Here is a 22,237-nt window from a genome sequence, read left to right as displayed (position 1 = left end):
CCCCCCCGCACCCTTGCGCGCGACATCCCAGGAGCCCCGTATGCCTTCATCATCCAGACGCCCTCACGCTGCTGCGTACCCCACCGCGTACGCAGCCGCAGGCGCGGCACTCACCCTGCTGCTCACCTTGCCGCTCACCGCGTGCGGAACCGGCGCGCAGGCCGACGGGAGCCAGAGCGGTGAGGCGGTGACGGTCAGCGAGGCGCCCCGGACGAGCCGCGCGACCCCCGAACGGCCCCGCGAAATCCCGGCGTTGGGGCCGAAGACCCGGTCCCGCATACCCCGCTCCTCGACCCAGGCCCTGGTCGTGACGGGCGAGGCCCCCGACGCGAACCGCGCGACGGCGGTGCTCTACATGCGCAAGTCCCCTTCCGATGCGGCTGGTTGGCGCCCGGTGTCGGACCCCTGGCCCGCGCACAACGGCTTGCGGGGCTGGACATCACGCCATGTGCAGGGCGACCGCAAATCCCCCGTCGGCGTCTACGGCCTGACCGACGCGGGCGGCCTCCTCCCGGACCCCGGAACCCGCTTCCCCTACGACCAGGGCCCGGCGTTCACCGCGCGCGGCACGGGCTTCAAGGGCGAGCCGCTGACCGGCTCCTTCGACTACGTCATCGCCATCAACTACAACCGCGAGCCGGGCAGAACCCCGCTGGACTGGACGCGCCCGCTGGGTGCGGGCCGGGGCGGCGGCATCTGGCTGCACGTGGACCACGGGGGCCCGACGCAGGGCTGTGTGTCGCTGCCGAAGGCGCGGATGAAGGAGCTGCTGCGGAGCCTGGACCCGGCACGGAAGCCGGTGGTCGTGATGGGGGACGCGGGGGCGCTGGGCGCGTAGGCAGGGGCGCGGTCCCTACATCCCCGTGGACCGGTCCTACATCCCCGTAGACCCGTCGATCCGCTCCCTCAGCAGGTCCGCGTGCCCGTTGTGCCGCGCGTACTCCTCGATCATGTTGATCAGGACCCTGCGCAGCGATATCGGCTCACCGGTGGACCTGCGGATGCCCGTCACGTCCAGCGATCCGGCGGCCTCGACGATCCGCCGCGACCGCTCGCACTCGGCGTGCCAGACGGCGAAGGCCTCCCGGGCGTCGCCGGTCAGGTCGCCGAAGTCCTGGTCCGGGTCGTCGTCCGAGTAGTAGAGCAACGGGACGTCCTCGCCCGAGAGCTGGATGCGGAACCACCACCGCTCGACCCCGGCCAGATGCCGCACAAGCCCGTGCAGCGACATCCCGGACGGGGACACCGCCCGCTCGGAGAGCTGCTCCTGGGTCAGGCCCGCGCACTTGAGCTCGAAGGTGGCGCGGTGCCAGTCCAGGGAGGAGGTCAGGGCCTCCCGCTCGCCGCCTGTACCGGGCGGCGGCCGACGGGTGTCGCCGCTCCAACGCGGTGTGTAGTGCAGGGGTGTTGATGCGCCGCTCTGGCTTCCGCTTCCACTGCCCGTTTCGGTCATGCGGCCGAGTCTGGCAGCCGCCACTGACAACGATGCCGGGATTTCTCAGGCGGCAGGTGTCCGTGAGGCGTGGGCTTCGGCCTCGGCCCATTCGGTGACCAGGCGTTCGTACACCAGGCGCTCATCGGGGCGGAGCCGTCCGCCCGCGTGCAGCCAGAGCGCACGGATCTCCTCGTTGACCTCGTCGGCGGTGCGGCGCCGGTCGGGGGAGGGAGTCGTGGCCATACCGTGAAGCCTACGTAGGAAAATGTGAAGACGGCGTCAAGTCACGCTGCCTCCCCGCATGACTTAGATCACCCTGAGTCCCCGTACGCGTTCAGGGCGTGGCACGGCCGAGGCGCACCTCGAGCCCGTCGAGCACGCGCTGGAGCCCGTAGTCGAAGCCCTCGTCGCGGGCCCGCTCCGGATTCCCGACCTTCAGGTCCCCGTCCCCGTCCCCGTCCCCGTCCCCGTCCCCGTCTCCGTCTCCGTCCGCCCCGCCCTTGTCGGACGGCAGGTTCTGTGCGAACTCCTGCTCGCTCACGCCGCTTCGGGCGATCAGCGACAGATACGCGGCCTCGCTGGTCGCCATCCCGATGACGTACGCGATGACGGTGCGCATGGCCTGCCCGGTCTCGTCCGGGGGGAAGCCGGCCGTCGCGTACACGGAGGTCATCCGCTCCGACATCCGCGTCACGTTCGGGCCGAGGTGGATGAGGCCGACCTGGCCGAGCACGGAGGCGACCCAGGGGTGGCGAAGGATCATCGCGCGCAGGCTCTGGGCGCTGCGGGCGGCAGCCGTCCGCCAGTCCGCCGTGTCCGCGGCGGGGAAGTCCAGCTCTCCGTAGACCTCGTCCACGACCAGCTCGATCAGCTCGTCCTTGTTGGCCACGTGCCGGTAGAGCGAGGTGGCGCCCGCGTCGAGGCGGGTGCCGAGCTTGCGCATGCTGAGCGATTCCAGGCCGTCCGCGTCGAGGAGCCGGACGGCCTCGGCCACGATCTGCTCGCGGCTCAGCTGCTCGCGCCCGCGGCGCGGGCGGGTCCAGACCGAGGCGATCGGCTTCTCGGCGGCGGGCATGGGGCCTCCTCGTGTGTTTCCGGCGTCTCACGGTAGCCCGTCGCGCACGCTGTGCGCATCTTGCGTACGGCGATCCTTCATGCGTACAGTCCATGCGCACAGTGTTCGCAACAAGAGCACGCCGTACGCATCAGCCAAGCATCGCCTCGAAGACTCGAAGAGGAGCCCCCATGCCGCACGTGTCGGAGCAGCAGAACGCCCCCGGGAAGAAGTTCGACCTTGAGCGCTGGCAGGCACGCTTCGACGAGCTGCGTGCCGCCCACCACGTGCCGGGAGCGGCACTCGCGGTGCTCGTCGACGGGGAGATCCACGAGCTGGCGAGCGGTGTGCTCCACCGCGGGACCGGCGTGGAGGTGACCACGGACTCGGTGTTCCAGTCCGGTTCGATCGCCAAGGCCTACACGGCGACGCTGATCATGCGTCTCGCCGACGCGGGCGAACTGGACCTGGACGTGCCGGTGAAGGAGATCCTCCCGGAGTTCGAGGCGGCCGACGAGGACGCGACGCGCACCATCACCACCCGCCAACTCCTCTCCCACACCAGCGGGTTGACGTGTGACTTCACCTACGACGCGGGGCGCGGCGACGACTGTCTCGCCCGGTACGTCGAGGCCGCCAAGGGCGTGGCCATGGACTGCCGCCCGGGCACCGCGATCTCCTACAGCGGCATCGCCTACAACGTCCTCGGCCGCATCATCGAGGTCCTGACGGGCCTGACCTGGGACCAGGCCCTGAAGGACCGCCTCTTCGCCCCCCTCGCCCTCGAACGCTCCATGACGCTGCCCGAGGAGGCGCTCTCGTACCGCGTCGCGATGAGCCACCTCGGGGAGCCGGGCCAGGACCCGGACCCGGCCCCCGCCTGGGACCTGATGCCGCGCTCGGCCGGCCCGTACGGCAGGGTCCTCGTGTCCGCCGGTGACGTGGCGCGGCTGGCCAAGATGCACCTCGACGGTGGCACGGCCCCCGACGGGACCCGGCTGCTGAGCGCCCAGGCCGTCGAGGAGATGCAGCGTCGCGTGGTCGACGTACCCGACAAGTGGACGGTCAGCGCGGACGGTTGGGGCCTCGGCTGGACCCTCTACGACTGGGACGGCATCGCGGGCTACGGCCACGACGGCGCGGCGATAGGCCAGTACGGCTACCTGCGCGTCGTCCCGCACGCGGGCGTGGTCGTCTCGCTCCTCACCAACGGCGGCGGCGCCCGCGAGCTCTACGCCGCCCTCTTCCGCGAGCTGCTCGGTGATCTTGCGGGCGTGCGGATGCCGGACGCGTTCGAACCGCCCGCGCAGGCACCGGAGGTGGACTTCTCCCGGTACGTCGGCACGTACAAGCGTGCGGGTGTCGTCATCACCGTCTCCGAGCGCGACGGCGCGCCCCACCTGGTCTACGAGTTCGTGGACGGCATGAAGGACTTCTCGCCGCCGCTGGACGTGGAGCTGTACGCCGTGACGGAGTCGGTCTTCGCGGGTACGGGCGCGGGCCCGTCCTTCAGCGAGGGCTATATGCCGGTGGTGTTCTCGACGCTGTCCGACGGCACGGAGTGCTGCTACATCGGGATGCGGGCGGCGCCGAAGGTCTCCTGACGCCCGGCGTCACGCGCCCGCGGGCATCTCCCACGGCTCCTGGGGCAGCGGACTGCCCGTCTCAAGAAGCGACTTGAGGTTGGAGAGCACGGCGGGCCACCCCGACCCGACGTCCTTCAGGTCCTGCTCGCCCGCGAGGTTCTCGTGGGTGACGGTGAGGCGCACGATGCCGCCGTGCGGCTGGATGTCGAAGGTGACGCGGGAGGGCTCGGCGTCGCGGTCGTTCGGGTCGCCCCAGGTGGTGACGAGCCGTGTGGGCGGCACGCTCTCCACGACGGTGCCGACGACGTCGTCGATGCCCGATCCGTCGGTCCGCCGGTGGGCCCAGCCGGACCCGGCCTTCCACTCCCCGTCGGAGACGTTGCTGTGCCCCCAGTAGGCGGCGGTCAGGTCGGCGTCGGTGAGGGCGTGCCAGACCTTGTCAGGGGTGCTTTCGATGTACGTGACGTACACATACGAGGGCTTGGTGCTGGTGCTGTCGCTGCTCATGGTGGCGTCGTCCTCCGCCTGTCGCTTGATCGCGCCCAGTGCCCGCAGCCGTGGCTGCTCGAACCGGTCGATCCACCGCTCCTGGATCTCGTGGAGCGGCACGGGATTGAGGTAGTGGAGCTTCTCGCGGCCGCGCCGCGCGGTGCTGACGAGATTCGCGGCCTCCAGGATCCCCAGATGCTGGGTGGCCGACTGCCGCGACATCTCGACCCGCTCGCACAGCTCCCCCAGCGTCTGCCCGCCCCGCTCGCGCAACAGGTCGAGCAGATACCGCCGGGTGCGGTCGGCGAGGGCCTTGAAGATCTTGTCGATGTTGGGGCCCGCGCCGCCGCTGGTCGTCTCTTGGCTCACATCTCCATCATGCAGGCAAATGCCTGCATGTCAATCGCGGGCGGCTGCGAACAGGTCCTCCGCGTCGCTGACGACGAGGGCGAGGGCGAACCAGTCGTGGAGGACGTCAAGGTCTGTGCAGGCGGTGATCCGCTCACGGGTGCGGGCCAGGGTGGGGATGCCGCGTGCTTCGAGCGTGCAGAGGATGTTGACGGCCCGCTCCTCGACCCGCCCGGCCTGGATGCCTCGGAGGTAGGGGCCCTCGGCGAGGCTGCCGGGGTCGAAGTTGAGGCCGCTCCGGAGGGGGTGATAGCCGTCTTGGTCGAGGTAATAGCCGGCCAGGAGCGCTCCCCGGTCCGGCCCGTCCCTTTCCGCGTCGTTCCCGTCGACCTCCGTGAACAGCTCTGTTGCCTCGGTGGCGGTGAACGCCTTCTCTAAGAAGCGGTCGAGGACGCGGAGGCTGGTGCAGGCGCGGATCCGCTCACGGGTTTCGTCCTCCGTGGGGATGCCCCGCCACTTCAGCACGCGCAGCACGGCCGAACCCCGCTCGTCGGTCCGGCCGACCGCCACGCCGCGGAGGAAGTTCTCCTCCGACATGGTCCCTCGGCCGGGGAAGTAGCTGCCGATGATGCCTCCCATGATCAGCACCATGTGCTACTCGCTCTGGTCGGCTGCCTCTGCAAACAGGGCGTCGGCGTCGGTGACCTTCAGGGCGCGACCGAACCAGCGGTCGAGGGTGTCCAGGTCGGTACAGCTGGTGACCCGCTCGCGGGCGCTGTCCGGGACGGGGATGCCGCGCATTTCCAGTACGCGCAGGACGCCTTCGGCTTTGCCCTCGGCTTTGCCTTCGGCGAGGCCCGCCTCCTTGCCTTCGAGGTACTTCTCCTCGGCGAGAGTCCCCTGACCGGGGAAGTAGATCGTCACGCCCACCACGTCCCTCCACGTTGCTCTGGCCGGGGTGTCCCCCAGGCCGCGGTCCAGCAGTTGCCAGAAGTAGTCGGCGGACTTGCCATCAGCCGATCTCAGTGCAGTGGCCAGTGCCTCCAGTATGGCCGTGCAGTCGGGGCTGCGCCGATGCATCAACGCGGCGAAAGCGGCGAAGGCGAGGTCCTGCGCGACCTCGTCGGGGTCGACGATCATCGGCACGTTGTCGGGGCCGACGACCATGGGATGCACCGTCAGGGCGGTCCAGTCGTCCACTCCGATCCGGAAGGGCCCCATGGCCCAGGTGGACGTCGCCTTGTCCTGGCACACGACAAGCAGCAGCGCGGGGATGCGGTACTGAGAGTGGAGGTACGAGAGGTAGTACCCCCAGCTCACGGCCTTCTCCGGGTCCCGGCGCTGCTGAGCCTCGATGGCCAGGAGAAATGCGCTGCCGTCCGGCGCGCTGACACGGAGCAGGGTGTCGATCCAACGCTCAAGGGGACGCGTCTCGGTGACGTCCGTCGTGATTACCTCGACGGTCGGCCTCTCAGGAAGCGCTACACCCAGGATCCGGAAGACCGGCGTCAGGAGTTCGGGCCGCTCCTGGAAGATCCGGTGCGAGACCTCGTGTTGCGATGTGACCATGTGCGGAACCTAGGTGGATCAAGGGCCGGGTGTCCCGGCCGGCGGAATGGGATCACTCTTTCGAGTGCGGACGAAACGTTCACGCCGCCTCGGTCAGCTCGCACCAGATGAACTTGCCGTTGCTGTCCGGCAGTTGGGCCGGGCCCAGGGCGTACCAGCCCCACTCGTCCGCGCAGCCCCGCACCAGGGCGAGGCCGCGGCCCGCCTCTGCGAGGGCGGGTGCCAGGGGCTTCGCTTCCGGTGGGGTGGGGTCCGCGTCCCACACCCCGATGCGGAGTACGCCTCGCGCCCACCGGATACGGAGGGCCGCCGGGCCCTTCGTGTGCTGCACCGCGTTCGCGACCAGCTCCGTCGCCACGAGTTCCGCGACTTCGGAGAGGTGGGGGCGGCCGTGCATCGCCAGGATCAGGCGGAGGGTGCGGCGGCAGATCGTGACGGCGCGGGGGTCGTTGGGGATGTAGAGGCTGTACTCCCAGGGTTGGGGGCTGCCTTCATCGGTTTCGGGCATGGGGTAACTCCGGCTTGTTCGGATGGAGTTGGCGTACGTGGCGATCTGCGGGCGGTGGCTGTGTCGCCCGCGCCATGGCAGGGCGGGGCGGTGCGCTTCCGGGTTCCCGGGAATCGCTACGGGTGGTCGACGCATTACTGAACGTAGGGGATAGGGTTAATCCGTCGCAACCTAAAGACGGAGGTTCGACGGAAGTTCGAATGCGCCAACTTGCCTGTGCAAGGCAGGCTTTGGGGGATCAGAGAGGATGTGCTCATGCCGCCGAGGAGCCACCCCACCGCGCGACAGCTGCGCCTGGGCACCGAGCTGCGCAAGCTGCGCGAGGCTGCCGGAATGACCGCTCGGGAGACCGCTGAGCTGCTCGGGGTCAACGCGATCCAGGTGAGCCAGATCGAGTACGGCCGTGCGGGCCTCAGTGAGGAGCGGCTGCGGCGGCTGGCCGCGCATTACGCCTGCGCGGATCGCGAGTTGATCGATGCACTGGTGGCAATTGCGACAGACCGCACGCGCGGATGGTGGGAGGAGTACCGGGGGATCTTGCCTTCGGCCTTCCTGGACCTGTCCGAACTGGAGCACCATGCGCGATCGCTGCGTGTCGTGGCCACGGCGCATGTGCCAGGAATTCTCCAGACGGAGGACTACGCGCGGGCCGTCTTCTCATACATGGTGCCCGAGCTGCCCAGTGGCGAGGTGGACGCATGGGTTGCCCATCGCCTGCATCGCCGCGTCGTCCTGGATCGCGACGAGCCCCTTGAGTACGAGGCGGTACTTCATGAGGCAGTGCTACGCATCAGAGTCGGAGACCGTAAGGCTGCCCATGCTCAGTTGAGGGAGATCCTGGCTCTCGCGGACCACCCCGATATCACCGTGCGCGTGGTGCCCTTTGACGTCGACGGCTTCGGCGGTGCCAACAGTTCGCTGATGTGGGCGGGCGGCCCACTGCCCCGACTGGACACGGTGCACAGGGACACCCCGCAAGGCAGCGCCTTCGTGGATGCGGAGTCCCAACTGGTACGGGCTCGCAAGCTCTTTCGTAGGGTTGAGGGAGCATCCCTCACGCCTGAGGCGTCGCGGGAGTTCATCCACCGGTTGGTGCAGGAACTGTGAGGCAAGGGCATGGCCACCGTGATCTGCTGGCAGAAGTCGTCCTACTCGGGAGGTGCCGAAGGCAACGAATGCTTGGAACTTGCCTCCGTCGACGCCACGTTGCTCCTCCGCGAGAGCGACGACCCCACCCGAATACTCACCCTGCCCCGTGAGGGGTTCGCCGCCCTGCTGCGGGAGATCCAGGAGTCGCGAAGGAGCTGTGAGACGTGATCCAGTGGCAGAAGTCCTCGTTCTCCGGCCCCGGCGACGGCAACGAATGCATGGAACTGGCCGCCCTCGACGGCACGTTGCTCCTCCGCGAGAGCGACGACCCCACCCGAATACTGGCCCCCACCCGGGACGCGCTCGCCGCCCTCCTGCGTCAGATCCGCGCGGCCGAGCGCGCACGTGAAGGACGAGCCTTCGCGTAAATCGACCCTCAGCCACCGGGCGCACCACGGGAATTCAGAGTACTGGGCAGGGTGGTCCCACAAGGGGGCGAGCGTCGCGATCAGACGGTTGTCGTGGACGCCCCCTTCCGCATCACCTCCACCGCCCGGCTGAAGCTGTCCGCCCCGTGCCCGGCGTCCATCACGCGCCGGAAGATCTCGCGGACCGCCTCCGGGAACGCGGTGTCCACGCCCGCGTCGGCCGCCGTGTGGACAACGTGTTCCATGCTGGCCAGGCCCATCGAGGTGCGGTCCACGTCGCCGGCGTGGTTGCCGGCGTCGATGCGCGGTGCGTAGAAGTCGATGAAGTGCCCCATGCCCGCGAAGTTCTCGGCGGCGTACGGGGCGATCTCCGTCGCCGTGATCCCGTGCGCGGCGGCCACGGCGACGGCCTGCCAGTAGGCGATCATCGCCGGCCAGAAGATGACCATGTTGAGCTGGTACATCAGGGCCGCCAGGCCCGGGTCATCGCCGCGGTAGTCGGACTTGCCGGTGATGACTTCGAGCGCGGCGCGGTGCGTGTCGTAGGCCTCGCGCGGGCCGCTGTAGAACGTCGACGCGTCCGGGGTGCCGATCAGGGGCGGCGGTGACAGTACGCCACCGGTGAGGTGCGTCCCGCCGAGCTCGGTCACCCAGCGGGCCCCCGCCCGTGCCTTCTCCGGGGTGTCGGAGCTGAGGTTCACGAGGACCCGGCCCGCGACGGCATCCTTGGCCTGGTCGAGCACGCCGTACATCGCGTCGTAGTCGATCAGGCTCAGGATCACCAACTCATTGGCGGAGATGGCCTGTTCGGGGGTCTTGGCGAGTATCGCGCCGCGCTCTACGAGGGCGTCGGCGCGGGACGGGGTGCGGTTCCAGAGGGTGACGCGGTAGCCGCGGTCGAGGTAGGCGGCGGCCATGGCCTGGCCCATGGGGCCAAGACCGATGACGGTTACGGACTGTGCGATGGAAGGCATGACTCGACTCCATGTAGTTACTAGAACGATCGCTCTATCTAGCGTGTGGGGAAAACGTAGCACGCGGCTAGAACGAACGCTCTACTTAATGGTGGGTAAGGTGAGGCCATGTCCCAGAGCAGCTCGGCCCTCAGTACCCGCGACCGGATCGTGTCCGTCTCCGCACGCCTCATCCAGCGGCAGGGCTATGTGGGCACCGGCATCAAACAGATCGCCAAGGAGGCGGAGGCGACGCTCGGCTCCGTCTACCACTTCTTCCCGGGCGGCAAGGAAGCCGTCGCCGTGGCGGCGATCAAGTACAGCGACGAGGAGTTCGCGGCGGTGCTGCGGGACGCGATGGCGCGCGAGGCGGACCCGGCGGCGGCGATCGAGGCCTGCGCGGTCGAACTTGCCGTGGGGCTACGGGAGTCGGGCTGGGTGGACGGCTGCCCCGTCACGGCCGCCGCCCTGGAGACGCTCGGCACGGACTCGGAGATCCAGCGGGTGTGCGCCGATGCGCTGCGGGGGTGGGAGGGCATCGTCGAGGAGAAGCTGGTGGCGTCGGGCTTCCCCGCCGAGGACGCGCGGGAGGTGGCGACGACCGTGATCAGTGCGCTGGAGGGGGCGGAGGTGACGGCGCAGGTCGCCCGCAGCGAGGAGCCGCTGCGGGCGGTGGGGCGGCAGTTGGCTCGGCTTGTGGGGTCTTACGGGCGGTGAGGCGGGCCGCCGGGTTTCAGTAGGCGGTCAGGCGGGGCCATATGTCCGGGGCCGTGAGGACGTCGAGGGTGGCGGGGTCGGCGTGCAGCAGGGCCGGGAGTGCGGTGATCCAGTCGCTGTGGTGGACCGCCAGGGCGGCGGCCTTGGTCGCCTGGTCAGGGGGCAGGGCGAGGGCCAGCGCGGAGCAGGCCGTTGCGGTGGCCTGCGGGGACGAGGGGCAGGACAGGGCGAGGGCTTCGGCTCGGGCGGTTTCGCCGGACTCGGCGAGGGCTTCGACCAGGCCGGAAAGACCGCTGCCTTCGTCGTCGACCACGTTCCGATGGTCGCGTACGTAGGCTTCGGCGCGGTCGCTGTGACCGGTGGTGACGAGGGCCCGTGCCAGCCGCGCGTACTCGCCGTAGGACTCGTACGAGCGGCTGTGCTCGGCGTGGTCCAGCATGGCGGTCGTGGTCGCGTGGTCGGCGAGGGCGTGCGCGGCACGGGCGATGGCCGCGTACGTGCCGCAGCTTGTCGGGGGCGTCCTGCGCACCGTCGCCATGAGTTGGTCGCGAAGATCCAAGGCCCGCTCCACCTGGTCGCCTCGCGCGAGGCCTTCGACGATCTCGGCCAGTGCCTCCAGACGGAGATTCGCGTCGGACGTGTCGCTCCAGGGCAGGGCGAGTGCGAGGTCGAACTGCCCCTTCCGGGAGTGGTACTTGGCCAGCTCGCAGTGGGCGCGATCGCGGTTCAGCTCTTTGGCGAGACCGGGGACCAGCGCCTGGGCGAGACGTGGCTGTCCCAGGGCCGTCAACTGCCGGATGACGGCCAGCAGTGGGTGGTCCGTGTCGCTCTTGCGCAGGGCGGGGGTCGTCGTCCCGAGCGCCCGCTCGACCTGACCGGCGGCCGCCAGCGCCTGGGCCACGGCGGCGTACTGGACGCTGACGCGAGGAGACAGGAGCGGGGCGGTGAGCAGAGGCGGCAGCCTCTCCTCGATGCCACGGAGGAGCGCAAGTGCCTGTTCGCCGTGACCCGCCACGGCGAGGGCGGTGGCCACGGTGGCCCGTTCGCGGAGTTCGCTGAGCAAGGGAGCGGCGTCGCGGTAGCCGGACTCGGCCTGAGTGAGGACCGCTTCGGCCTCCTCGGCGTGGCCCGCGGTCGCGAGGTCCCGTGCGACCGCGGCAAGACCCACGGCCCGCCAGGCCCATTCGGGGATGGTGCCCGCCAGGCTCCGCGCCGCGTCGGCCCGCCCGACGGCGAGTAGGACCTTGCACTTCCAGGCCAGCTCCACCGGCTCCGGAGCGGCTCCGTCCAAGGGTTCGGCCAGATCGAGAGCGAGGCCGTGCTGACCGGCGTAGGCCAGGGCCAGGGCCACGGAGCCGAGGGGGTCGCGCTTGACGATGAGCCGGCGGGCCGTGCGTACGGCGTCTTCGTGACGTTCCTGGTCTATCAGGGCCTGGCAGAGGCCTTGGACCAGGACGCCGCCGAACGCGATGCCGGGGGCCGGGCCCTCGATCAGCCGCAGGGCGCGCTCCCATTGCCCGACTCGGGCCATGGCTATGGCCACGGCGATCAACGTGCGCTCATAGGGGGCGGAGGAGCGGACCAGGGCCTCGGCGTCGTCGTAGTGGCGCGTGGCGATCAGGACTCGGCAGACGCCCTGCAGAACCGGGACGGCCTGGTCGGAAAGTTGTGCGTGGGCGGCGGCGGTGACGACGGTGCCATCCGCGGTCCCGGCCGGCAGCGCGAGCGCCAGCGCGCCCTTGACGTCCCCGCGCTCGGCGAGCACCAGAGCGATCTCCATGCGGGCGGCAATTTCGGCGAGCCCCATCTCGCGCCAGCCGGGCGGAGCCCCGTCCCCGAGCCCCTCGGCGAACGCAAGGCCACGGTTGTACTCGCCCAGCTCCGCGTACGCCCTGGCGATCTTCCGCAGCACGGCGGCGGAGGGAGGGTGGGGCTCGCCTTCGCGCGCCGCCGCATCCGCCTTGCGGAAGATCTGGTGGGCCCGCTTCCGTGCACCGCCCTTTGCCGCGGCGACGGCCGCCGTGAGCAGCCCCAGCGCACATACATGGCGATTCTGGATCGCGTCGGCGAACTCCTCGGCCAGGTCATACCCACCGCGTTCCGCCAGTGCGGCCGTGACCGGCTGAACAACGCTCTCCAGTACGGCGTCCGAGTCGATCGTGGCTGCGAGGGCCGCCGCATGCTCCACCTCGCCCCAGGCCAGCCATGTCTCCACAACAGCCGTGAAATGCCACGGTTCGGCGACCTGCGATCCGGTCCCCTTCCGCTGCGGCCCCGTCCTGCGGATCGCGGCCTCCGCATGCCGCAGCATCTCGGCGGCACGCTCCCCGTCTCCCCGTCCGCGCAACGCCTTTGCGACCCCGATCAGGGCGTGGACCTGATCCGCGAGCCCCGGAATGCTGCGCGCGAGCGCCTCGGCACGATCCGCGTACCCCAACGCGGCCCACGCTTCCGGGAGTTCGACCGGGACCGCCGCGTTGCGCCGCCGCAGGATGTCCCGCTGCAGGGCAAGCCGCACCACGTCCGCCAACGGCTGCCCGCCCCCCTCCACGATGGCTTCCTCGCCCGCGCGTATCTCCGCGAGCGTGGCCACGTCGCCGCCCGTGTCGCCGTACAGCCGCTCGTGCCGGGCCGGGTCCGTGGCGAGGGCGACGAGGCGGGGGACGTCCCCGTGCTCCCGCAGCATCGCGAAGTAGCCGCGCAGCAGATAGGGCGGTGTCTCCGGTGGCCAGCCGCGCTCCCGGTACTCGCCGGCCCACCTGTGCAGCCGCTCCCGGTACCCCTTGAGCGCCACCTTGCCGATCAACTCCCGTGCCTGGAGGTGCAGTTCCTGGTGCGCGAGGAGGCATGCCCCCTCGCGCACCTCAAAGGTGCGCCCCGATGCCGTACGCAGCATCTCCTGGAGTTGAAAGGGCACGGAGCCGGTCAGATGCGCGAGGTCGTCGATGCTCAGCCCGCCGCCTGCGGCGGTGAGCAACCCCAGCGCGTCGAGGTGATCGCCACCCGCACGAAAGAGCCGCCCCAGCTCCTGCTCGGCCAGGCTACGGACGGTCCCGGCCCACGATGAGGGCTCCAACTGTCGTACGACGCCGCCCATACGCAGCGGATGACCGGCAGGCACATCAGCGGGGAGCGGCGGATTCGGCCGCCCCGCGACGATGACTCGCAACTCCTCGTGCGGAACCCGCGCCACCAGCCCCGCCACGCTATGGGCATCGGGGCCATCGGTGATGCCCCGATCCTCATCGAGCCCGTCCACGATCAGTACGAGCCGCTCGCCCCGACCCCGGCACTCCCGCGCGGCCCGCCCGAAGAGCCGCAGCAGATGCGCCTCCCGGGTCGCCTCCGTCAGCTGCGGCGGGACGGGCTCGCCCACCAGCTCGGCCAGTTGCTCAAGCACGACCTCCACAAAGGCACCGCGGTCGTTCTGAGCGGCCAGCCGTGCGGTGATGAAGAACGGCACGACGCGGACGCCCGCCGGCGGATGCAGCGCGAACCATGCGAGCAGCGCGCTCTTTCCGGCCCAGGGTCCGGCCCGCCACCAGGCGAAGGAGCGCTCGCCCATGCCCTTGCAGAAGGCGGCAAGCTCCTCCAACTCGGCGTCACGATCGTGAAGTTGTGTGGGTGCGATGTTCCGTACGTGCTCCCAGTACGCGGAGTGCGCGGGCTGCTGCCGCGGTCCGGGAGAGTCGCCGTAGATGGTGACCGGCCCGTTGAAGTCCCGCCCTTGGATGACGATGCCTTGCCGCCCGCCGGAGACGGAGTTCTCGACACCGCCGAGCTCACCGGCATCAGGGGCGCCGCTCACAAGTCCTCCCACTTCACCGGGTGTTGGTCGCACCAGGGTAAGGCGGGTGGGCTGCCAAGGGGGCGGTCTCACCCCGCCCATTACTTGCTTGTGCAAGCAGATACCGTCACCGCATGAGTGGACGCATACCGGCGGATGCGGGCAACGCCGACAAGTTCGCGAGTGACGACGAGGACGACCGTTGGTGCATGGCCGTCCGGCTCCTCGGACGTATCGAGCGGCAGTTGGACGTCACCCTGCAGCGGCGCCACGGCCTCCCGCTGTCCGACTATCGCGCCCTGTGCGCCCTCGGCAAGGCCGATTCCAGTGGCTCCATGCGCATGGGGGAACTGGCCGACCGCATCGGCCTGAAGGACAGCACCGTGACCCGGCTCCTCGCCCGCCTGGAGGCGCAGGACCTCGCGGAGCGCGTGGCCGGGCGGGGCGACGGGCGAGCCGTGAGTGCGGCGCTCACCGAGGCGGGGCGGGCACGGTACGCCGAGGCCACGCCCACCTACCGGGCCGCACTCGGAGCCGAGCCCGACGCCGCCCGCCGCAATGTCCACCTAGCAGATCTCGCCACCTGGATACGAGGGAGCTTCGCGTGACGGAACCAAGTGCGACGACGACAACGGCAACGACAACGACAACGACCAAGGCCATCACGCATTACGAGATGCTGCTGGCCGAGCACTTCTCCTGGATGCTCGGCGGCGACATCCCCGCGGCAGCGGCCCAGCAGACCGAGCTGCTCCGTGACCTCGGGGTCACCCCGGCCGGGAACGGAGCAACGGCCGTGGACCTGGGCTGCGGCCCCGGCACGCAGAGCCTGGCCTTGGTGGCGCTCGGGTTCGGCCCGGTCATAGCCGTGGACACGAGTGCGGAGCTGCTGGCTGAACTGGCCGCGTACGTAAAGGAATCAGGCGCCGACATCCGCCCCGTCCACGCCGATCTGCGCACCGCCCTGCGGGAATTCACCGAGCCGGGCACGGTATCGGCGGTCGTCTGCATGGGCGACACCCTCACGCATCTCCCGACCCGGGCCGACGTGACCGCGCTGCTCGCCGATGTCGCCGTCGCGCTCTCCGAGGGCGGCCACCTGGTGATCACCTACCGCGACCTCACCGCACCGCTGCACGGCACCGACCGCTTCTTCCCGGTCCGCGCGACCGAGGACAAGCTCCTGACCTGCTTCGTCGAGTACGCCGACGAGGAGACCGCCACGGTCCACGATCTGCTGCACACGCGCGAGGGCGAAACCTGGCAACTACGGACCGGCAGCTACCCCAAGCTGCGGATCGCCACGCAGTGGCTGGAGTCCCACTGCCGCGAGGCCGGCCTCACCGTACGGAGCAGTGAGATGGGGCAGCGGGGGATGCGGGTGCTGCACGCGGTGCGGGGCGGCTGAGGGGCTATCGCCGCGTGGAAGCCAATGCCGCGCCGGCCCAGGGGACGGCATCAGACAGCAGTGAGCCCCGATGGCCTTTACGGTCGTCGGGCTCACGTCTATTCGGGTGCTGTGTGAGAGATGAAGAGCGAGTTGACAGGGATGGATGGCAGCTCCACCACCCGCCATCCCGGCCAACGCCCGTCAAGGTCCGCTGAGTTCCCGGACGCGGCACCCTTCGGGAACTTGAAGCCACCCTGGCGAGCGAGGTGGCCGACATCCACTGTTAGCCTCATCCGACTCTGACGGCTCTGACCGCTCCTCACCATAAAAGCTAGGGAGATTGAATTGCGCATCAAGCGAATAGTTCAGGGCGGAATGTCCGCACTGGCCATGGGCGCTGTCGCGGTGGCCATGGTGCCGGGCTCGGCGCAGGCGGTGGACTGGGACCACGGACCGCTGTACGACACGGGTAAGCACGCGGCGGCCTACATCGAGGAACGCGGCGACTACCTCAAGGTCTGTGACACCAAGAGCGACGGCAAGAAGGCGTGGGTGAACGTCTTCGACTACTACAGCGGCGACCTCGTGTACAGCCTCACCGACGAGAAGAACGACGGTAAGTGCAGCTACCGGGACGCCTCGGACGGCGGCAAGTACAACCTCGCGGAAAGCCAGAAGTTCGACGTCATAGTCTCGCATGAGCCCTCGAACAATTCGGGCTCCTACCACTTCCAATTCTTCAACGATCACTAATTTCAACCTTTGTGACGGGCCATCAGCGACGCTGATGGCCCGTTGTCTGTCCTCCTGTCGGCGATTTCGTCTTGGACAAGGCCCGTTGAGGGTGACCCCGCGTCACCCTCAACGGGCCTTGTGCGTATCCGCCCGTCCTGGGCGTGGTCGTGTTGATGTGCATTGGTATGTACCAATGGCGTAGGGTCCGGGACGCCTGCGGCGCATAGCCGTCGTACGGCCATGTATCCCTACCAAAGCGAAAGAACCGAGTGAATCAGCGTATACGTACCGCCGTGCGCACTGCCGCGCTCGGCGTCGCGGCGACGGCCGTACTGCTCAGCTCGCCCGGCGTGGCATCGGCGGCCCCCGCGGACCCTGCACCCGTGGAGTCGGCCCCGGCGGCGCCGGAGTCCCCGTCCGTGACTCCGGAGCCCACCACGACACCGGAGGCCACCGGGCCCGCGAAGGCCACCGAGTCCCCGGAACCCACCGGGACTCCGGATGCCGTGCGTTCCCGCAAGGGTGAGGCTGAAGGCGAGGCCGAGGAGACCGGGACGACCCCTTCGCCGACCGCGAGCAAGAGCCCCGACGACGACCTGAAGGCCACCGCGGAGGAGATCGCGGAGGCCAGGGCCGCCGAGGCGTACTGGACCCCGGAGCGCATCGCGAAGGCCGTACCCGCCAACCCCGACAAGGGAGTTGACGGGGCGGGGCCGGGCGGGACCGTGACGCCGGGCGACATGCTGCGCTCCCCCTCCCACCTGGACAACAAGGGCGTCGCCACCGCCGGTGTCTTCCTCATCAACCAGGACGACGACCCGCAGTCGGACCCGGGCAGGCGGGACCAGTTCTGCTCCGCCTCGTCGGTGGCCTCGCCCACCAAGTCCCTGGTGATCACCGCCGCGCACTGCCTCAACGACAACGACCGGTTCCGCAACCTCGCCTTCGCGCCGGGCTGGAAGGCGGACCCGAAGAACAAGGGCAAGGGCATCGCCCCGTACGGCATCTTCCCGATCAAGAAGGGGAAGATCTGGATCGACGGCCGCTACCTCTCCCAGGGCCCGTCGAAGGCCGACGACCTCGACTTCGCGTTCCTGAGGACGGGGCCGAACTCCAAGGGCAAGTTCCTGGAGAACGCTACGGGGATGGGCAATGAGCTCACCACGCTCCCCGCGTCCGGGAACCTGAAGCAGAAGAACGTCACCCTGATCGGCTTCCCCGGCAGCTCCAAGTCGCCGCGCGTGTGCCCCTCGACGTCAACCAAGGCGTACGCGGGCCGCTTCCTGGAGATCGCGTGCGACGGGTTCGCGCCCGGTGTCTCCGGCGGTCCCTTCCTACGGAACTTCGATGGCAAGCGGGGAGACGTCATCGGCGTCATCGGCGGGTACAAGACCGGCGGCAAGCTGGACAACGTCTCCTACTCCTCGCAGTTCGACGCCGATGTCGTACGCCTCTACAACCAGGCCGTGAACGACTACGAGCCGGACAAGCCGTCCGGCAGCGTGGGTATGGGGGACGCGGGGCTCTGGCGCCATGCCACCGCCGCCGCCACCGGCCAGTTCCACACCTCGTCGCAGCGGACGAAGGACGGCGACCTCATCGTGAAGTGGTCCGACGGGGAGATGACCCTCTACCCGGGCGACCAGTCCCAGGGCTTCTACAGCGGGTGCCAGAAGGGCCAGCCGTGCGAGACGCGACTGGCGAAGCCGAACAAGATGTGGGCCGACTACGCCGAGGTCGTCACCGCCGGCGACTACACGGGCTCCAACGCGTACGACCTGATGGTCAAGTGGGTCGACGGCGAGGTCACGATCTACAAGGACATCGACGAGAACACGAAGCTGCCCACCTCCACCTCCGAGCACCCGGCGAACGAGATCAAGATCGCCGACGCGGGTTCGACGTGGAAGTACGCGAAGGGCATCGCGACGGGCAAGTACGGCGGCAACAAGTGGGCCGACGACCTGGTGGTGCGCTGGGTGGACGGCGAGGTGACCAAGTACACCAACGTCGACGGCGGCGGCTTCCACGCCGAGAAGCAGCTGCTCGCCCCGAACGCTCTGTGGAAGCAGCACGCCGACGTCATTGCGGGCGGCGACTTCGACGGGTCGGTCAACTCCGATTTCGACCTCTTCGTGCGCTGGTCGGACGGTGAACTCACCATCTACGAGGACGTCGGCGCCAAGGGGCTCGGCAAGGAGAACCAGCTCAAGGGCCCCAACGGAACGTGGAAGCACGCGCGCGTGATCGTTCCCGGCGAGTTCGGCGGGAACCTCTGGGAGGACGACGTCTTCGTGCGCTGGTCCGACGGCGAGGTCTCCGTGTACGGCAACACCCAGGCCGACGCGTTGGGGCGCGAGTACCAGCTCGTTCCCCCCGGATAGGGTCGTTTCATGCGCATACATCACGTCCTTCCCCTCTGTGCCGTGGTGACCGCCGCGTCCTTCCTGGTCGTCGGCTGTGCCGATGGGCGGGGGGACGGGGGCGGGCCGGGGGAGAAGAGCGCCTCGCCGCGGTCGTCCGAGTCGTCGTCCGAGTCGTCGGCAGCGTCGCCGACTCCGTCCGGCGACGATCGGACCTGGGAGCCGGACGACGCGCTGCGGCGTGCGGACCGGGCCCTGGACGCCTACGCCGACGACGGCACGGACGCGGAGCTCGTCGACTCCGGTACCGCGTACGTCGGTTCGGGCCTGGACAAGACCTTCAAGGCCCCCGGCGACCGGGCGTACCGGCTCGACATCACCTGTGACACGGCCGGGGTCGACGAACTCACCCTGACGCTGTCCCGGGACGGCGCGGAGCAGGCCTACGGAGTGGGGTGCGGGGACCGCGAGGCGGACCAGTTCAACATTCCGCCGGGCACGCCCTTCAAGGCCCGCGTCGACCCCGTGAAGGACGGCACCGGCCTGATCTCGTGGCGTCTGAACAGCATCGCCCCGGGCGATGTGGACGGGTGCGACGACGACATCGACGGGTGTGAGGACTGAGGCAGGACGAGTGAGCGGCACGAGTTAGCGGCACGAGTTAGCGGCACGAGTGAGGGCCCCGGAACCTGACGGTTCCGGGGCCCTCACTCACGTACGGGAAGGGACGAGGCCTGGGCCTACGCCTCCTTCTTCGGCTCCTCCAGGCGCGGGAAAAGCACCGCGCCCTTCGTCACCGTCGCACCCGTGGGGAGCGTGCCCCAGGTGGCGGCGGCCTGGACGTCCTGGTCGGCGAGGGCGCCCAGGAGGGGCTCCGCGCCGAGGGAGTCCCAGAGCTTCTGGGAGGTGTCCGGCATGATCGGGTTCAGCAGGACCGCCACCGCGCGGAGCGACTCCGCCGCCGTGTAGAGGATCGTCGCCAGGCGGGCCTTGCCCTCCGGCGATTCGTCCTTGGCCACCTTCCACGGCTCCTGCTCCGTGATGTAGCCGTTGACCTGCTTCACGAAGTCGAAGATCGCCAGGATGCCGCCCTGGAAGTCCAGCTCGTCGCCGATCTTCCGGTCGGCCTCCGCGACGGCCTTCGCCAGGCCCTCCTGGACCGCCTTCTCGGCGTCACCGGAGGCCGTGGCCTCGGGCAGTGCGCCGCCGAAGTACTTGCCGACCATCGCCGCGACGCGGGAGGCGAGGTTGCCGTAGTCGTTGGCGAGCTCGGAGGTGTAGCGGGCGGTGAAGTCCTCCCACGAGAACGAGCCGTCGCTGCCGAAGGCGATCGCGCGCAGGAAGTACCAGCGGTAGGCGTCCACGCCGAAGTGGGACGTGAGGTCCTGCGGCTTGATGCCCGTCAGGTTCGACTTCGACATCTTCTCGCCGCCGACCATCAGCCAGCCGTTCGCGGCCACGCGACCCGGCACCGGGAGGCCCTGCGCCAGCAGCATCGCGGGCCAGATCACCGCGTGGAAGCGGAGGATGTCCTTGCCGACGAGGTGGACGTTGGCCGGGAAGGTCTCGTCGAACTTGTTCTGGTTCGCGCCGTAGCCGACCGCCGTCGCGTAGTTCAGGAGCGCGTCGATCCACACGTAGATCACGTGCTTGTCGTCCCACGGGACCTTGACGCCCCAGTCGAACGTCGAGCGGGAGATCGAGAGGTCCTGCAGGCCCTGGCGTACGAAGTTCACGACCTCGTTGCGGGCCGACTCCGGCTGGATGAAGCCGGGGTTCGCCGCGTAGAGCTCCAGGAGCTTGGGGCCGTACTCGCTGAGCTTGAAGAAGTAGTTCTCCTCCTTGAGGAGTTCCACCGGCTTCTTGTGGATGGGGCAGAGCTTCTGCCCCTCGTACTCGCCCTCGCCGTCGATCAGGTCGCCGGGGAGCTTGTACTCCTCACAGCCCACGCAGTACGGGCCCTCATAGCCGCCCTTGTAGATCTCGCCCTTGTCGTAGAGATCCTGGACGAACTCCTGCACGCGGTCCGTGTGACGCTTCTCCGTCGTGCGGATGAAGTCGTCGTTCGCGATGTTCAGGTGCTCCCAGAGGGGCTTCCAGGCCTCGGTGACGAGCTTGTCGCACCACTCCTGGGGGGTGACTCCGTTCGCCTCGGCCGTGCGCATGATCTTCTGACCGTGCTCGTCCGTGCCGGTGAGGTACCACACCTTCTCGCCGCGCTGACGGTGCCAGCGCGTGAGCACGTCCCCTGCAACGGTCGTGTAGGCGTGGCCCAGGTGAGGAGCGTCGTTTACGTAGTAGATGGGGGTCGAGACGTAGAACGCCTTTGCGTTCTCGTCCGCTCCCTGCTTCTCGGATCCAGTGGCCGCCATGGTCGAAATCCTAACGGCCGGATGGAGATCGACTCACATCGATTCCAGGGGGTGGACCCGGGGCTTTTGGTGCCACCCCCTGGTCGACGTGCGGTCGTGGGTCTGCGGCTACGGGCGCCAGGCGGCAAGGAGGCCCTCGTACAGCTCCTTGTCCGTGAGCTCCTTGGGCGTGGGGCCCGCGTGGAAGAAGGCGGCGTTGTCCGCCTTCAGCTTGCGGAGGTAGTCGAAGCCCTTTGCCTCGTGGTCGCCGAATGCCACGAACTGGAAGAAGAGGGGGTGCTTGGCCGCGTCGGCGAGGGCCTGGGTTGCGGGGCCCTTGGCGTCGGGGGCGCCGTCCGTCTGGAAGATCACCAGGGCCGGGCTGCCCTTGTGGTCGGACTTCTCGTAGTGGGTGACGATCTCTTCGATGGCGCGGTGGTAGCTGGTGCGGCCCATGTGGCCCGCCGCGGCGTGCAGCTCGTCGATGCGGCCCTCGTGCTCGGGGAGGGTGAGGGTGCCGGTGCCGTCGATGTCCGTGGAGAAGAAGACGACGTGGACCGTGGCTTCGGGGTCCGTGTGGGCGGCCAGGGCGAGAGCCTGTTCGCCCAGGCTCTGGGCGGAGCCGTCCTTGTAGTACGGGCGCATGGATCCGGAGCGGTCCAGGACCAGGTACACGGGGGCGCGGGTCCCCGTGAGGTCCCGCTTCTTCAGGGCGGCGCCGGCGGCCTTGTAGGCGGCGGCCAGTGCCGGGGCCTTGGACTTGAGCTTGGCGGGGGTGGTGGCGGGCTTTTCGCTGGCGGGGGCGGCCTGCGGCTCCGCCGGGGTTGCGGGGGCTTCGGGCTCCGTCTCGGTCACGGGGGCCTCTGTCGCTTCCTCGGCGAGGGCAGCTTCGGGCTGTGCCGGGGTCACAGTCACCTCGGCCACTTCATCGGCAACCGGCGTCTCGGGCTCTGTCTCGGCGACGGGGGGCTCTGCGGCTTCCTCGGCAACCGTGGCTTCGGGCTCCGTCTCGGTCACGGGGGCCGCTGCCGCTTCATCGGCGAGGGCAGCTTCGGGCTGTGCCCACCCGTCCCGCCCAGCGGGACGATTGCCCACAGCGGTGGCGTCGACTTCGGGCTCGGCTTCGATCACCGGCTCGGGCTCGGTCGACTGTTGGGCCGGGACCGATACGTTGTCGAACGCCGCTGCCACGAGCGCGGACGCCTCCGACGGAGTCGGCTCGGAGCTGGGGGCCGGTACCGAGACCTTCTGGTCGGGCTGCTCCGGCTGGGCCTCACGCTCCGGCGTCGCCGCAGCCTCAGGCTCAGCCGTAGCCCCCTTACGTGACGACCGTCCGAACGCATTCCGCAGGACACTCAGAATGCCCATGGGTGCACCCCTTCGCGTGAGTTGATTCCCGATAACCCCTGGCCAGGGCGGACACGTAAGGTTAGCC

General features: G+C 69.4%; 22 protein-coding genes. 11 read left to right on the top strand and 11 right to left on the bottom strand.

Going from position 1 to position 22,237, the window contains the following annotated elements; all coding sequences use genetic code 11:
• Window positions 1–40: 40 nt before the first annotated feature.
• A complete protein-coding gene (locus AB0G47_RS28045; protein WP_360775458.1) occupies window positions 41–838 on the top strand; it encodes a L,D-transpeptidase family protein in 798 nt (265 codons plus the stop codon).
• A 36-nt stretch (window positions 839–874) separates the two neighbouring features.
• On the opposite strand, the gene AB0G47_RS28040 is transcribed toward AB0G47_RS28045, so the two are convergent.
• The 3 genes from AB0G47_RS28040 to AB0G47_RS28030 form a co-directional block, all read right to left on the bottom strand.
• Window positions 875–1,453, bottom strand: a complete 579-nt coding sequence (locus AB0G47_RS28040; RefSeq protein WP_360775455.1) for a DinB family protein — start codon at window positions 1,451–1,453, stop codon at window positions 875–877.
• A gap of 45 nt (window positions 1,454–1,498) precedes the next feature.
• The gene (locus AB0G47_RS28035; protein ID WP_360775453.1) at window positions 1,499–1,678 is read right to left on the bottom strand and encodes a hypothetical protein; all 180 of its coding nucleotides are present in this window, start codon (window positions 1,676–1,678) and stop codon (window positions 1,499–1,501) included.
• Window positions 1,679–1,769: 91 nt separating this feature from the next.
• The gene (locus AB0G47_RS28030; protein WP_360775451.1) at window positions 1,770–2,510 is read right to left on the bottom strand and encodes a TetR/AcrR family transcriptional regulator C-terminal domain-containing protein; all 741 of its coding nucleotides are present in this window, start codon (window positions 2,508–2,510) and stop codon (window positions 1,770–1,772) included.
• Between the two features lie 170 nt (window positions 2,511–2,680).
• Between AB0G47_RS28030 and AB0G47_RS28025 the strand changes: the two genes are divergently transcribed.
• Window positions 2,681–4,093 (top strand): serine hydrolase domain-containing protein, encoded by a 1,413-nt coding sequence (locus AB0G47_RS28025; protein WP_360775448.1) that lies wholly within the window; start codon window positions 2,681–2,683, stop codon window positions 4,091–4,093.
• A 9-nt stretch (window positions 4,094–4,102) separates the two neighbouring features.
• Here the strand turns inward: AB0G47_RS28025 and AB0G47_RS28020 are convergent, their stop codons facing one another.
• The 4 genes from AB0G47_RS28020 to AB0G47_RS28005 all read right to left on the bottom strand — a co-directional run bounded on the left by AB0G47_RS28020 (window position 4,103) and on the right by AB0G47_RS28005 (window position 6,989).
• Complete coding sequence (locus AB0G47_RS28020) at window positions 4,103–4,894, bottom strand: metalloregulator ArsR/SmtB family transcription factor (protein ID WP_360775721.1); 792 nt, start codon at window positions 4,892–4,894, stop codon at window positions 4,103–4,105.
• Between the two features lie 69 nt (window positions 4,895–4,963).
• Entirely contained in the window at window positions 4,964–5,551 is a 588-nt protein-coding gene (locus AB0G47_RS28015; protein ID WP_360775445.1) for a hypothetical protein, read from the bottom strand.
• Between the two features lie 15 nt (window positions 5,552–5,566).
• Window positions 5,567–6,481 carry a hypothetical protein gene (locus AB0G47_RS28010; protein WP_360775442.1) on the bottom strand — a complete coding sequence of 305 codons (915 nt, stop codon included), beginning with the start codon at window positions 6,479–6,481 and terminating at the stop codon, window positions 5,567–5,569.
• A gap of 79 nt (window positions 6,482–6,560) precedes the next feature.
• Window positions 6,561–6,989, bottom strand: coding sequence for an ATP-binding protein (locus tag AB0G47_RS28005; protein WP_360775439.1), 429 nt, complete (start codon window positions 6,987–6,989; stop codon window positions 6,561–6,563).
• 255 nt (window positions 6,990–7,244) lie between these two features.
• Between AB0G47_RS28005 and AB0G47_RS28000 the strand changes: the two genes are divergently transcribed.
• Genes AB0G47_RS28000 through AB0G47_RS27990 form a run of 3 tightly spaced genes read left to right on the top strand, consistent with a single transcriptional unit; the run spans window position 7,245 to window position 8,506 of the window.
• The gene (locus AB0G47_RS28000; protein ID WP_360775436.1) at window positions 7,245–8,096 is read left to right on the top strand and encodes a helix-turn-helix transcriptional regulator; all 852 of its coding nucleotides are present in this window, start codon (window positions 7,245–7,247) and stop codon (window positions 8,094–8,096) included.
• A gap of 9 nt (window positions 8,097–8,105) precedes the next feature.
• The gene (locus AB0G47_RS27995) at window positions 8,106–8,306 is read left to right on the top strand and encodes a DUF397 domain-containing protein (RefSeq protein ID WP_360775433.1); all 201 of its coding nucleotides are present in this window, start codon (window positions 8,106–8,108) and stop codon (window positions 8,304–8,306) included.
• The gene (locus tag AB0G47_RS27990) at window positions 8,303–8,506 is read left to right on the top strand and encodes a DUF397 domain-containing protein (protein ID WP_360775430.1); all 204 of its coding nucleotides are present in this window, start codon (window positions 8,303–8,305) and stop codon (window positions 8,504–8,506) included. The genes AB0G47_RS27995 and AB0G47_RS27990 overlap by 4 nt, the downstream gene beginning before the upstream one ends.
• Window positions 8,507–8,586: 80 nt before the next feature.
• Here AB0G47_RS27990 and AB0G47_RS27985 read toward each other — a convergent pair whose 3' ends face one another.
• Complete coding sequence (locus tag AB0G47_RS27985) at window positions 8,587–9,480, bottom strand: NAD(P)-binding domain-containing protein (protein WP_360775427.1); 894 nt, start codon at window positions 9,478–9,480, stop codon at window positions 8,587–8,589.
• Between the two features lie 108 nt (window positions 9,481–9,588).
• Between AB0G47_RS27985 and AB0G47_RS27980 the strand changes: the two genes are divergently transcribed.
• A complete protein-coding gene (locus tag AB0G47_RS27980; RefSeq protein WP_360775424.1) occupies window positions 9,589–10,176 on the top strand; it encodes a TetR/AcrR family transcriptional regulator in 588 nt (195 codons plus the stop codon).
• A 16-nt stretch (window positions 10,177–10,192) separates the two neighbouring features.
• Here the strand turns inward: AB0G47_RS27980 and AB0G47_RS27975 are convergent, their stop codons facing one another.
• Window positions 10,193–13,984, bottom strand: a complete 3,792-nt coding sequence (locus AB0G47_RS27975) for a hypothetical protein (RefSeq protein ID WP_360775422.1) — start codon at window positions 13,982–13,984, stop codon at window positions 10,193–10,195.
• Window positions 13,985–14,097: 113 nt separating this feature from the next.
• Between AB0G47_RS27975 and AB0G47_RS27970 the strand changes: the two genes are divergently transcribed.
• The 5 genes from AB0G47_RS27970 (at window position 14,098) to AB0G47_RS27950 (ending at window position 19,075) form a co-directional block, all read left to right on the top strand.
• Window positions 14,098–14,571, top strand: coding sequence for a MarR family transcriptional regulator (locus AB0G47_RS27970; RefSeq protein WP_360775419.1), 474 nt, complete (start codon window positions 14,098–14,100; stop codon window positions 14,569–14,571).
• Complete coding sequence (locus tag AB0G47_RS27965) at window positions 14,568–15,371, top strand: class I SAM-dependent methyltransferase (RefSeq protein WP_360775416.1); 804 nt, start codon at window positions 14,568–14,570, stop codon at window positions 15,369–15,371. The genes AB0G47_RS27970 and AB0G47_RS27965 overlap by 4 nt, the downstream gene beginning before the upstream one ends.
• A 327-nt stretch (window positions 15,372–15,698) precedes the next feature.
• On the top strand, window positions 15,699–16,106 hold the full coding sequence (locus AB0G47_RS27960) for a hypothetical protein (protein WP_360775413.1): 408 nt from the start codon (window positions 15,699–15,701) through the stop codon (window positions 16,104–16,106).
• Window positions 16,107–16,381: 275 nt separating this feature from the next.
• Window positions 16,382–18,472: a trypsin-like peptidase domain-containing protein gene (locus tag AB0G47_RS27955; RefSeq protein ID WP_360775411.1), complete on the top strand. Its 2,091-nt coding sequence runs from the start codon at window positions 16,382–16,384 to the stop codon at window positions 18,470–18,472.
• A gap of 9 nt (window positions 18,473–18,481) precedes the next feature.
• Complete coding sequence (locus tag AB0G47_RS27950; protein ID WP_360775408.1) at window positions 18,482–19,075, top strand: hypothetical protein; 594 nt, start codon at window positions 18,482–18,484, stop codon at window positions 19,073–19,075.
• 116 nt (window positions 19,076–19,191) lie between these two features.
• Here AB0G47_RS27950 and metG read toward each other — a convergent pair whose 3' ends face one another.
• The gene (metG, locus tag AB0G47_RS27945; protein ID WP_360775405.1) at window positions 19,192–20,823 is read right to left on the bottom strand and encodes a methionine--tRNA ligase; all 1,632 of its coding nucleotides are present in this window, start codon (window positions 20,821–20,823) and stop codon (window positions 19,192–19,194) included.
• Window positions 20,824–20,931: 108 nt separating this feature from the next.
• Window positions 20,932–22,170 carry a VWA domain-containing protein gene (locus AB0G47_RS27940; RefSeq protein WP_360775402.1) on the bottom strand — a complete coding sequence of 413 codons (1,239 nt, stop codon included), beginning with the start codon at window positions 22,168–22,170 and terminating at the stop codon, window positions 20,932–20,934.
• Between the last annotated feature and the right edge of the window lie 67 nt (window positions 22,171–22,237).

The sequence above is a fragment of the Streptomyces sp. NPDC021622 genome (assembly GCF_040640795.1).
Lineage (GTDB): Bacteria > Actinomycetota > Actinomycetes > Streptomycetales > Streptomycetaceae > Streptomyces.
Note: the sequence above shows the minus strand (reverse complement) of the source record. Positions and strands in the feature narration are given on the sequence as shown.